The sequence below is a fragment of the Bacteroides sp. BFG-606 genome, from assembly GCF_024788145.1.
GTDB classification, from domain to species: Bacteria; Bacteroidota; Bacteroidia; order Bacteroidales; family Bacteroidaceae; genus Bacteroides; species Bacteroides vicugnae.
The window spans coordinates 1,794,503-1,808,290 of sequence record NZ_JANUIL010000001.1 but is presented as its reverse complement, the minus strand read 5'-3'; the positions used below and the strand labels follow the sequence as shown (position 1 = coordinate 1,808,290).

Annotated in this window: 6 protein-coding genes and 1 pseudogene; 1 reads left to right on the top strand and 6 read right to left on the bottom strand. The window is 41.6% G+C overall.

The annotated features are described in order from the left end of the window. Positions 1 to 52: 52 nt before the first annotated feature. Positions 53 to 2,614: a hypothetical protein gene (locus NXV01_RS06435; protein WP_259022000.1), complete on the top strand. Its 2,562-nt coding sequence runs from the start codon at positions 53 to 55 to the stop codon at positions 2,612 to 2,614. Positions 2,615 to 2,758: 144 nt separating this feature from the next. On the opposite strand, the gene NXV01_RS06430 is transcribed toward NXV01_RS06435, so the two are convergent. The 6 genes and pseudogenes from NXV01_RS06430 to NXV01_RS06405 all read right to left on the bottom strand — a co-directional run bounded on the left by NXV01_RS06430 (position 2,759) and on the right by NXV01_RS06405 (position 13,779). Further along, on the bottom strand, positions 2,759 to 4,444 hold the full coding sequence (locus NXV01_RS06430; RefSeq protein ID WP_258979132.1) for an arylsulfatase: 1,686 nt from the start codon (positions 4,442 to 4,444) through the stop codon (positions 2,759 to 2,761). Positions 4,445 to 4,481: 37 nt separating this feature from the next. Continuing rightward, a complete protein-coding gene (locus NXV01_RS06425) occupies positions 4,482 to 5,834 on the bottom strand; it encodes a sulfatase (protein ID WP_148364124.1) in 1,353 nt (450 codons plus the stop codon). Positions 5,835 to 6,053: 219 nt separating this feature from the next. After that, a complete protein-coding gene (locus NXV01_RS06420; protein ID WP_259021999.1) occupies positions 6,054 to 7,073 on the bottom strand; it encodes a DUF4973 domain-containing protein in 1,020 nt (339 codons plus the stop codon). A gap of 20 nt (positions 7,074 to 7,093) precedes the next feature. Continuing rightward, positions 7,094 to 9,141, bottom strand: a pseudogene (locus tag NXV01_RS06415) (RagB/SusD family nutrient uptake outer membrane protein). Between the two features lie 15 nt (positions 9,142 to 9,156). After that, complete coding sequence (locus NXV01_RS06410) at positions 9,157 to 12,261, bottom strand: TonB-dependent receptor (protein WP_259021990.1); 3,105 nt, start codon at positions 12,259 to 12,261, stop codon at positions 9,157 to 9,159. 12 nt (positions 12,262 to 12,273) lie between these two features. Continuing rightward, entirely contained in the window at positions 12,274 to 13,779 is a 1,506-nt protein-coding gene (locus NXV01_RS06405; protein ID WP_259021988.1) for an IPT/TIG domain-containing protein, read from the bottom strand. Positions 13,780 to 13,788: the final 9 nt, after the last annotated feature.

Sequence of the window (13,788 nt, the reverse complement as noted above, 5' to 3'; positions counted from 1 at the left end):
ATTTTTAGATCCATTTTCTCTAACTTTGTACTTTAGTTAAAAATCTATTGAAATGAGAAACAAACGAATTATTCTTCTGCTTTCTTTTTGCTTATCATTAATAGCAACATGGGGAGAAGTACCTCCCGCCAAGGTCATATTCCAACAATATATGAACCAGGCACAAACATTCGCCAACAACTTTCCACGGGAGAAAGCGTATTTACATTTTGATAATACGAGTTATTACGTCGGTGACACAATTTGGTTCAAAGCTTATGTCACCCTTGCCGAAAAGCAGACTTTCAGTCTGATCAGCCGCCCTCTGTATGTGGAGTTAGTAGACCAGACAGGGCATATAGCAGATAAACAAATTATCAAGCTGACACAGGGAGAAGGAAATGGGCAATTTATTCTTCCTCATTCAATGCTATCCGGTTATTATGAGGTACGCGCCTATACGCGCTGGATGCTTGCTTTCGATGAGCCACAGTATTTTTCGCGCACTTTTCCTATTTATCAGCTTTCCAATAGTGATAAATTGGAACGTAGTATCACGACTTACGAACTAAGTTCGTCGATGAAGAACCGTCCGTCTGAAACGGAGGAGAAGTTTAATTTGCGTTTTTTCCCTGAAGGAGGACAATTAGTGGAGGGGGTAACTTCGCAAGTCGCTTTCAAGGCGGAGAGTAAGAATGGAGGGGACATTGAATTATCGGGAACGATCTATACCAAAGAAGGAACAGAGATCACCTCTTTCGAAACTTTGCACGATGGAATGGGACATTTTGAATATACTCCTTCCGCTCAACCCGCGATCGCTAAAGTCAGTTTTCAAGGAAAGAAATATGAATTCACACTTCCACAGGCATTGCCCAACGGGTATGTTTTAAGCACTGTCAGTAATGCCGGTGCCCTTTTGGTGAGAGTATCCTGCAATGCAGCCACTCCTCAAGACACATTGGCTGTATTTATCAGTCATCAAGGGCGTCCATCTATTCATCAGCTGATTAGTTGCCGGGCAGATGCTCCGCAGGAGTTTATTTTGCCCACCCGTAAACTACCGGCAGGTGTACTGCAGGTCAGCCTCATCAACCGGGCAGGTAATACATTGTGCGAACGTTTCGTCTTTGCCAATCCGCGTGCTCCCCTGCAAATATCGACGGAAGGATTGAAAGAAGTGTACGCTCCCTACGCTCCCATTCGTTGCGAATTGCAAGTAAAGAATGCTAAGGGAGAACCAGTATCCGGAGAATTGTCAGTCAGCATCCGGGATGGTGTCCGGTCGGATTACCTGGAGTATGACAACAATATTTTCACCGATCTGCTGTTAACCTCCGATTTAAAAGGATACATCCACCAACCCGGTTATTACTTCGCATCCCCGTCTCCGCGAAAGCAAACCGAACTGGATGTTTTATTGATGGTGCACGGATGGCGTAAATATGACATGAGCCAGACCATCTCTACCGCTCCTTTCACTCCGCTTCAATTGCCGGAAGCACAATTGGCACTGAACGGGCAGGTGAAATCAACCATTCTCAAAAATAAGCTGAAAGATATTGCGCTTAGCGTGATAGTGAAGAAGGACGATCAATTCATAACCGGAGGAACCGTGACCGATGAAAACGGTCGTTTCACCATTCCGGTGGAAGATTTTGAAGGAACGACGGAGGCAGTAATCCAAACCCGGAAAGTCGGTAAAGAACGTAATAAGGATGCTTCTATCCTGATCGACCGTAATTTCTCCCCCGCTCCGCGGGCCTACGGCTACAAAGAGCTTCATCCGGAATGGAAAGACCTGGCCTACTGGCAACAGAAAGCCGAGAGTTTTGATTCTTTATACATGGATTCTATCCGGAAGGTAGAAGGACTTTATGTATTGGATGAGGTGGAAATAAAAAGCAAACGCCGGCAAGGAAGTAACATGGCTACCAAGATCAGCGAGAAGAGTATTGATGCTTATTACGATGTACGCCGTTCGGTGGATGTATTACGCGATAATGGAAAGATTGTCACTACCATTCCCGAATTAATGGAAAAGTTGAGCCCGCAATTTTATTGGGATCGCACCAATGACAAGCATACGTATCGCCAGAAACCGATCTGCTATATTATGGATAATCACATTTTGTCTGAAACAGAAACTCAAATGATGCTGACCGAGGTGGACGGATTAGCTTCTATCATCATTAGCAAAGGTACCGGAGGTATTGATGACGACATCATCCAAAATACAAAGATGTCCGAGGTGACCGATAGTACAGGAGTCGATATAAGCAAACTGGATAAATATAGTGTTTTCTACCTGATTCCCCTGCCCAGACGCGATGTATTGAATAAAAACCAAAGTGCGGTACTAGGTACCCGGCAAACTGTTATCCAAGGATATACCCGTCCATTGGAATATTATTCTCCCGCCTACCCGACCAAGGAGCTGTATATGGACAAAGTAGATAAAAGACGGACGTTATACTGGAATCCATCCGTACAAGCTGATGAAAATGGGAAAGCGGTGATTGAATGTTATAATAATCAATATTCCACTCCGTTGATTATTCAAGCGGAAACACTGGGTAAAGATGGACAAATAGGAAGCATGAGGTATTCTACTATTAGCAAAACAGAACAATAATCTCTATTACGGATTAGTCAAGTTAGTATGTGAATATATTAATGGGGATGAAGTTATTCCTGACCCGGAATCCTTCATCCCCATTATTTGTTCAGTCCTCTATTAATCTGTTTTATATAAAACCCATTTTCTATGAAATAATTCTTATTTCTTTTTCTGTCCCGGATAAGGTTCTACCATACAACGTTTCGCCCATGCTTCATAAGCCTTTGCCATCTCTGCCACCTTTTCCGGATATTTAGCAGCCAGATCGTGTTGCTCACTACGATCTTCATTCAAGTTGTACAATTCCCATTGAGAGTTATTTTTCGGACGAACTAATTTCCAGCCATCATTAGACAGGAAAGCACGTTCGTTGAAGTGTTCGAAACCTAAATAATCATGTCCTTTACGATGTCCGGTCTTAAAGATCGGAAGCAAACTCTTTCCTTCCATAGGAAGAATATCATGTCCTTTGTACGTTGTAGGATATTCTGCATCCGCCAGATCAATACAAGTAGCCATAATGTCCATCACATGGCCGATTTCAGACGTCATGCCACCTATGTTCTTTTTGATACCTTTCGGCCAGTGGGCAATCATCGGAGTACAGATACCTCCTTCATAAGATTTAGCTTTCCAGAAGCGGAACGGAGTATTAGCCACATTAGACCAGCGGGCTCCTAATGAAGCGTATGTAGTTTGTGGTCCGGGCAATACTTGTTTATTACGTGGGTAAATGATTTTCTTTCCATCACGGGTCATATCCGGACGGTCGTTCTCCCCACCAGTCATATTCTGGCAATCTTCATTACTGCACCCATTATCAGACAGGAAAAGAATCAATGTATTATCAAGCTGCCCGGTCTTTTTTAAAGCCTCAATAACCTGCCCGATACCTTGGTCTACACGGTCGATCATGGCAGCATGAACAGCCATGGCACGGGCATCCCATTCCGCGTGCGGATTGTCTTCCCATTTGTCATGAAACTGACGTTCGGACAAGAAATTATCCATTCCCGGGAAAATGCCCAATTGCTTCTGACGTTCGTAGCGGGCATTACGGATAGCTTCCCAACCTACTTTATAGGTATCCTTGTATTTCTCAATATCTTCCGGCAATGCATGCAGCGGCCAGTGTGGTGCTGTATAAGCCAGATACATGAAGAATGGTTTGTCATCTTTTGCGTATTCTTCTACTTCCTGTACAGCACGGTCTGAAAGAGCTTGTGTGATGTAATACCCGTCGGGTACTTCTTTTATGGGTACCTCACCTTCTACCAGACTAAACGGATCAAAATAATCCACTACCCCATAAATAACTCCATAATGAGAATCAAACCCACGATTTACAGGATAATGACACAAATCAGAGAATGTGTCATGGAAAACACGGTGTGCCAGCCATTCGCGTTGATCTTTGCGCAGAGGAGTTTCTGCAACATGCCATTTTCCAACCATACTGGTGGTATATCCTGCTTCCTTCAATACTTCGGCAATGGTAACGGCATTACGTGAGAGTGTCCCACGATAGCCCGGTAAGTGAGCATCAAAGGTCATTCGTCCGATTCCGGCCTGATGCTGGTAAAGTCCCGTCAATAGGGAAGCACGCGTCGGACAACTACGGCTTGCATTATAAAAATGATTAAATCGTACTCCTTCTTGTGCCAGTTTGTCCAAATTAGGAGTATGAATCTCACTACCATAGCATCCCAAATCGGAGTACCCGAGATCGTCTGCAAGAATTACCAGAATATTAGGGCGTTTATCCGACTTTTTCCCTTTCGCTTCCGCTACAGAATTACCGGCAACCATCAAAGCAGTCGGCAATAGTAATAATTTAGAATTCATAAGTTTAATGTTGGTTTATAATTTGTTTTTCACTGTATTACTCTTTTCCTTTATCTTTATTCTCTTCAAACCATTTACATACTTTTTTACTTAACTTGGCTACAACTTCCGGATGCGACTGTGCTACATCATTTTTCTCGAACTTATCTTTTTCAATATCATACAATTGCGCATCACTTCCATCACTATTTATCAGCAACTTCCAGTTACCGCTGCGTATAGCCAGATGAGGACTTCTGTCATTCGGGTTTCCCGGTTTCTTAAAGAACTGATTTCTTCCGAAATCCCACATCAAATCTGTTTTACGTTTAGCTTTTGACTTACCCAAAAGAATTTTATCATAATTTTGTCCGTCTCCCTGATAGCCTTTTTCTGTTGCAATCCCGGCTATTGCACACAAAGACGGATATAAATCGACTGCACACAACACGCTTTCGCTATTCACTTGCCCGGCCTTTATCTTCTTGGGATATTTTATCAGAAACGGCATACGGATACCACCTTCATAAAGGCTATTCTTGGTTCCTCTTAAATAAGCAGCACGAGCGGATTGAAAGCTGGGAGCCGGTCCGTTGTCACTAGTGAAAATCACGATTGTATTTTCTGATAATCCCAGCTCTTCCAGTGCTTTGATAAAACGTCCGATCTGTTTATCCATTTCAGCAAGAACAGGAATGAAGGCTTCTTCCGTATTCCAGCTTTTGTTTTCTTTTTGCTTAAATTCCGGTACCCAAGGGGTATGCATATCATCCGGCCACAGATTCAGGAAGAAGGGTTGGTCTTTATGACGTTTGACAAAGTCAATACTCTTATTTACAAAGTATTCGGTACGTCTCCAACGTTTTACACTGTCTTTAGCTGACCAGATCCAGTTGGTAGCAGTGATTGCCGGATCAGGGTCAGGGCTTTCATACGTTGATATATATTCGTCGAAACCATAATTCCTAATAGAAGGGGCATTGCGCACGTCGCGTCCGCCTCCCATGTGCCATTTCCCGATATGTCCGGTAGCATAACCTGCACTCTGAAAAGCACGTGCCATAGAAGGAGCCTTATCGCTTAGAAAGTTGCGTTGCTCACATTTTTTATTAGCAGCTTTCCCATTTAAAAAGGTGTTGATTCCTTGTGTTATAGGAAATGTCCCTGTTGTCAGTCCGCAACGGGAAGGTGAGCTGACCGGTGCCGAGGAATAATATTGATTGAATAATAATCCGTCCTGCGCTATCTTGTCAATATTCGGAGTGGGGACAAACTTACCTCCATAACAACCGATATCTCCGATTCCCATATCATCTATATAGATAATGACAACATTGGGTTTTGTCTCTGCCTGCATATTGACCACGGGTAGCAAAGCTCCGAGCCAAGGCAAATGTTTCTTGATGTTCATAACTATTTTGATTTAATTAACTGTACTTCTTGTCGTTTTTTGTATGACTGACCTACAGAACAAAAGTAAAGAAGTTTTCTTTTAAAAAAGGAAAAATACAAATCAATAAAGGAAAAAAACAGGTAAACAGAGGTGAAAGCTGTCGGTCATAATCTATTTATAAGCAAATAGGGAAGATATAATTTCCTATATCTTCCCTATTTCTATTTATTAATAGGATTACCATTCAACCTGCTGATCTTCATCCGGAATCTGGGTATTGATATTCCGCTGAAGCGTCATGCTTCCTTCCACCCTATATTTGATGGGAATGACTTCTATACCACTTCCACCATAGGTGAAATCCTGAAAATCGTATTCAAACATGATTTGAACATAACGACGTTCCAAATAAGGGCGTGTAGCATCCATAATCGATGTTTTGCTATAGATAGGTGTTCCTATCAATTTGAACTGCATTTCGTTATTGGGATCATCTGGTTCCATATCCAATGTTTCATCGTCCCTAAAACGCACATTGATTTTGTATTTCTTACGGATATCCTTATCCATGTCTTCATTAATCAGACCGGCATAAAAGAATACGGAATTGTTGTCTATCACATATCCTGTACGCTTGTTCGTCGTTCTCGCGTTGTTATCAGGCTTGCCATTTATATAGGTGTACACTTTCATGGAAGAAGCCGTGTACGAACCGGAATAATCGTTAAAAGGAACCACTCTCAACAGAGCTTTTGCATAGTTCTTGCGCGGATGACCTTGATAATCATAGGATCCATCATCAACAATGGTCAATGGTAAAACCCATTTTTCCAACATATCAATACCTTGCAAATTAAAATCTATATTCAATTGCTCCACACACGAACCGGCAGGAATATGCACTGTCTCAGGGAATTCATATTTGTCTTCCTCCATTTCCGTATACCACAATTCCGGACGATAAAGACTAAAACGTTCGATATTCAACGTTTTCAGTGTGTCCTTATCCACCGCTATATGTATATCTCTGTCCTGTCCATTCACTGTAGAGCCACTGACAATGATAGGTAGTTGATAAGTCACCTTTCCATTGTCCTTATATCTGACATAGATGGTAGTAACACCATCGCCTCCTGAAGCGATAGGCGCTTTGAAAGATACGTATTGTTCATACTGCTCATCTTCCCACTCATTATTACAAGCGGTTCCCAAGATGATGACAGCCAATAAACTTAAGTAAATATATATATTCTTCATATCATATTCTTATTAGGAGATTAATCATTGTACGTCCATCCCGGATTCTGCGTCAACCGTTTATTACGTTTCAACTCATCATGGCTGATAGGCCAGAAATAGAGTTTACGCGAGAAAGCAGTAGGTAAGTCTGCAATTTCAATTGGAGTATAAAATTGTTCTCTCTGCTCCTCTGTGTCCGACATATAGAAATTACATCCGTAATTTTTCTTGGACTCTTCCACTTCTGCATCTTTCCATCTACGTAAATCAAAATAGCGCTGCCCTTCGGCCATTAGTTCAATCTGACGTTCGCGTTTCAGTTTCTTACGGAATATATCCCGATCTTGATACTCCGGTGTTGTATAATCGGGAACACCTGCACGGCGACGTACATCCCTAATGCCTTTTTTCATTTCATTAATGTCACGTCTAACAGTATAACTGGTAGAACCATCCCATGATGGAATGTCGTATGAGGATCCATCTTCCAGTTCATTCAAAGCTTCAGCATAAATCAACAGAATTTCGGCAAAACGAATGGCAGGTTCTGCTTTCGCTTTGATTTCCTTACGGTTCGTATCATCTGGATGTACATACTTCATGATACCGATGCCAGACCGTAAATAAACGCCCGTACCAGAGAAACCGTCAGTATTAATACCGTAATAATAGTTAACTTGTTTCTCAACGTCATTTTTATAATCAACTGTCTCTGCATTTTTTAGTAAAGGCCACACGCAACCATTGAACGAAACAGAAGCATAGAAACGCGGTTCACGCCATGCATACTCTTTCCACACCCCCTTCTTTAAATGAGGATATGTTCCTGCTTCTCCTTCCTTTTTAGTCACAAAACGATTTCCAACCTGACAGGTATCTAAAAAGGTTTGGCGGTTAAACTCCGAACCATCATACATATAGTAAGCATCACACATCTTTAATGTCATACCATAAGCATTGCTACCGTTGCCCAATGTTCTCGGCATTTGAAGTTCCACCATTTTAACCAAACTATTTCCACCCTGATTACGCCCACGACTAAAAATCAACTCCGGATTCTGATACATCGCTAACGCACCGTTGAAAACCGACCGATAAGATTCGTAAGGATCTATATCACTATAACCACCTTCATTCCATGTCTTTGTCGAAAAATCGCCATCCTGATATGGGGCAATGGTAGCAGGATATCCAGGTTCGGCAATATCAGTAGCCTTCTTATGATAAAGTTCATAACGACGCCCGTTATTTTCCCCGGGAAGTTCCATAACATCTCTGGCTGCAGCCGCTGCCTTTGCCCACTTATATTCATTATATTCTTGAGACATCAGACAATTTCCATCGTAGTCTACCATATCCGAAAACTTATCTGCCTCACCCGGACGTGGGTTATTAATGGGGCTTGCCGAGTACAACAACGCTCTAGCACGAGCCGCCAATGCCGCTCCACGTGTAGGACGCGAGCCCTGATTAAGAGCTCGACTCAAAGGCAAATCTTTGGCAGCCAAGAGCATCTCCGATTCGATATATTCTACGCATTCATCATACGAACTACGTTGGATGGCCAAATCATCGTAACTGGCAGTATAATCCAGTCCCTCATCGGGCAACAAAGGTACAGGACCGTATTTGCGCAACAATAACCAATAATAGTAAGCACGAACAAAACGGGCTTGCGCTTTCAGATCAGCCCTCTCCTTCTCGGTAAACTTCGTGTTCATATCAATATTTTGAATGAAGATAGAGGCCTGGCGGATACCTTTATAACTATCATCCCACGAATGGCGATAGCTTTCATTGTAAGTACCAGTCTTGAACTCCTTATACCCAGCAAGACTATTACCTCCGAAATAGATATCATCAGCAAAATTAGTGATAGTATTCAACATCATAGATACTTCCAAATTGTAACCATTTAAAAAGAGTAGGCATGCGCCAACCATTCTTCTGTATTTTCTTTATCAGTAAACACATCCTCTAAAGACCGACGGTCTTTAAAATATTTATCAGAGTCGAGTTTATCCGCACAAGCAACAATAATCGCACTCAACACAATACCAATACACAATTTATATATCTTTCTCATTTTTCATGTATTTAATTAGATATTCACAGTCAATCCCAAAGTAAATGTCTTGGCAAGTGGATACTTCTCTCCATTAGTACTTCCCATTTCTGGATCCCATTCTTTAAATTTAGCAAACGTCAAGAGGTTTGTACCGATAAAAAATACGCGTATCTTGTTAAACCGTATTTTGTTCACGATTGATTTCGGTAATGTATAACCTACTTCCAATGTTTTCAAGCGTAAATAAGAACCGTCTCTGAGCCAGAAAGTGGAAGCTCTATAGTTATTATCATTTCCTCCATAGCTAAGTCTTGGATACGAAGCATTCGGATTCTCATTGGCTGGAATACCCAATGTGGCTGCCGTTTCCGCATCAACATAGCGATCTTGCACCAAATTCGTCAAAACATTTCCCCACTGACTGCCACTAAAGGCGTATACTGTGGGGCCATTAATGAAGAATGAAGACTTACCTGCTCCCTGGAAGTGTGCATTGAAATCGAACCCTTTCCATTGTGCAGAGACACCAAATCCATAAATTAAATTCGGTTTGGTTGTCGCACCAATAGCCACTTTGTCTCCGTCATTAACAACACCGTCTCCATTGACATCTTTATATTTGATGTCACCCGGTTGTACTTTTCCCCATGCTGTCTGTTGAGGGCTATTGCGTATATCATCGTAATCTTTAAATAGTCCCAAAGCAATTAGTCCCTTTGCCTGATTCACCCGGTAACCTGCCTCCTTTTGATAAGGGTAAACCGCATTCATTTCATCTTTCTCCAAAATTTCGTTTTTGCTGTAAGTGAAATTACCTCGAACAGTCAGATTGACCTTTCCTATCTTTTGCTTGTAAGCAAAGTTGCCGTCGAAACCTTTCGACAGAACACTTCCGACGTTAGCTTTCGGATTACTATTCACACCTACAATACCAGGCAAATATTGACGTTCCATATAGATACCGTCACGCTGTTCATGGAAATAATCTACAGTAGCTGTAAACTTATCATTAAATAGAGAAAGGTCCACACCGGCATCGTGCTTGGTGGCAATTTCCCAAGTAACATTATTGGAAGCCAATTGCGTATAGTGCATTCCTGTATAGACATTGTCCGGAGAGCCGTAGTCACTCCATGTCCAGCCATTTCCATCATCTTTGATAGTATATAAATAGGGGAAACGATGTACAGTATCGCCTATTTTAAGTTTATCACTACCAACTTTACCATATGAATAACGTAACTTAAACATATTCATCCATTTCAGATGTCTTTTTATCAGTTTCTCTTCCGCTATGTTCCAAGCCAAAGAAAAGGCCGGAAAAAAGCCAAAGCGATGTCCGTCCGCAAAATTCTCCGAACCATTATAACCGAAATTGAAATCAACAAAATAGCGATAGTTCCAGTTGTAGTTGACACGCCCCGCCAATCCCATGTGCCGTTTGGCAACACCATTTTTTACATCCGTACCAATATCAACCGTAGTCCGGTAAGCGTCCTGAGTATATTTCAATATTGCACCCACATGATGTGCTTTGAACGCCCGATTATATTGTAAGAATGCTTCTAAGAATTCACGACGCTCACCACTCGAAGAACTAGTCTGCTCCATAGGCTTCTCTGCATTTTGTTGCTTAAAAACCAAATTCCCATCATCATCACGGTCTCTTTGGGCACGCCAAGTTTCCGGCATTCTGATGCGGTTTATTTCGCTCTGATTGCTCGTATCAAACCCGAAACGTCCCTCAAAACGTAGACCTTTCGTGATGAAATCCAACTTTTGCTCTAAAGAAATATTGGTCTGAATTTTATTGTTCCAGATTTCCTTATAACCGCTCTGGGTAGCAAGTACCCAGGGATTATTGCGATTATCGTCCGTTCCGTGTGAAGGAATGTACCCGTTAGAATACATTACAGGAATACTGATCGGGCTCTGTCCCATTAAAGAAGTCCATACGTTAGCACCTTGTCCCGGTGCATTACGCTTTTTCAAAGAACCGGATACCCCCACTTTGACAAGTGTACTTTTAGTAATGTCAATATCCGTATTCAGACGATAGTTCCAACGCTGGCTACTGGGATTAGTATTATAATCCTTACGCATAGCCTCATCCGTCTTATACATCCCCTCCTCATTAATGTAACTGAGAGATACGAAGTAACGTGCCGTGCTACCACCACCACTCATATTCAGATTGGCACGATAAGTCATGGCTCCATCCTTCATCAGCACATCCATCCAATCCACATTCGGATACAAATCCTGATCAAGCCCCAATCGCAGGATTTCCATTTCATCATCCTGATACATTCTCTCCTGATTACGCGTAATCCGCGCTTCATTCATTAACATAGCATAACTATAGCCGTCTGCAAATTCAGGTGTGATGGTGCGCGAATTATAAGAACTCTCCACCTTGGCATTGATCTTAATCTTACCTTCTTTACCACGTTTAGTGGTAATCAAAACCACACCATTTGCACCACGAGAACCGTAAATTGCTGTAGTAGAAGCATCCTTCAAGACAGTAAAAGACTCAATATCTTCAATGTTGATTTCATCCAAATCACGTTCAAAACCATCAACCAGCACCAATGCAGCACTATTGGCACCAAAAGTGGAAATACCTCGAATCCAGAATTCAGATGTGTTCACCCCTGGTTGTCCGGAAGTCTGCATAGCAAGCACACCAGACACATTTCCTGCCAGTGCGTTAGAAAGATTGGCTGTAGGGTTAGATTTCAAAACCTCAACATCTACATTCGTCACGGCACCGGTCACAGTCAACTTTTTCTGTGCACCAGTTCCCGTGATTACAACTTCATCGATTTCCCTAGCTTCCGACTCTTTCATTGATATATTAACCAGATTCTGACGTTTCACCAATATCTCTTGCGTATCGAAACCAATATACGAGAATACTAAACGAGAAAATTCCTCTGTTTTAATCTTGTAACGTCCGTTGATATCCGTTATTGCTCCCAATCCCGGTTTGTCCTTCACTGTCACATTGACACCTACCAATGGTTCTTTATTCATATCTGTCACGACTCCTGTCACCTCAATCGTTTTTTCTTGCGCAAAGAGAGAAACTGAGACAAACAACAAACAAATCGTAATAAATTCTTTTATCCTCATGCGTTCTTCTTTTTATTGATTTCCTTGGTTCTGATTATCATCGGATGCTTCTATGCCTAAATCGTCAGAGGCTTGTTCTTTAGCAATCTTCCGAATTTTATGATTTCCCCAATCACCTACATAGAAAGTCTTTGTAGCCTCATCATAGGCCAAAGCTGTCGGTTGATTAAAACGAGCTCTTTCACGCACCTCTCCATTCTGCTTACCCCATTTATAACTGGTTGATGAAGCAGAACCCCGTCCGGCAAATGTAGAAACCACTCCATCCGGAGTCAACACCCGGATACAATGATTCTCTCTATCTGCAAAATAAAAATCATACCAATCAGCTTTATTGGCAGCCTTATACTCCTCATTGAAAACAAAAACACCTTGACCGGGTCTATTGATACGTGCATTGATACCAACAAGATCTTTATAATCTGCCTGACCAGATTGTCCGCACACGATGTACGGAGTCACCAATTTTTTTGTTTCATCATCATAATTGGAACGAAGTATATAATGCGATTCATGCATAATGATATACACATATTTACCTGTTGGATGAGGAACCATACTAAAGTCAACGGTTTGGTTAGGTACGCTAAATGCCAAAAGCTCATCCAGCCCTTCTCCTTTAGGAACTTCCGGATTGTTATTATAACCATTCTCTTCAAAATTATATCTGTACACTTTACCCTCTGCACGATAATTGAAGTAAAGTTCTCCCGTTTGCGGAAGGACCATAGAGCCATTGCAAGCATTACCACGTGTCAAAGCTACCCAACTAGACTCTTTGAAATCCAGCCCGTCCGCACTACTTCCACGTTTTAAGATAATATTGTTTCTATTCTTAGAATTACCAGTCTGAGGAGTAGCCAATACCATATCACCATCATTAGTCCATGTAATAGTAGTTGCACGTTTAATGTCATTTAATTTTTTAGAGTAGATCATCTTCTTTTCCAAATCCAGTATCCTTAAAGGTCTTTCATTATCATTTTGAGACAAGTAAAGGATATTAGGATGTTGAGGATCGAAAGAAAACCAAAAAGGATAATCAATCTTTCCGCAATTATCAAACGGTCCAGTCTCTACAATATCGCCCTGGCCCAATTCATCTACATCACCACATAAGTCTGTCACCACCAATTGTGGTTCATACTGGTATTTTTCAGGCAATACTACAACTTGTTCACCGACTTTCACCTCTACAGTTCCTTCAAAACAACTTTCTGGCGTAGAACAGTAGATAGTGGTACCTTTAACACTGACAACAATAGCTTCTTTTCCGCCTACTTTAACAGAAATAATAGAACGATCTATTCCAAAATTACTTCCATAGATAATCATCTTCTTTTTTCCACCTCCCGATTTAGGCGTAAAATCTGTCACCTCTACCGGCTGATTCGGATCGTAAGGCGCTGATGTCTCATCTTTACTATCTTTACAGCTACCAAGACAGACTGCAAAGATGAATCCCAACATCATGCACTGTAGCCCTATGCTCCCATGTTTCATAGTTTTACATTTCATAATACACTA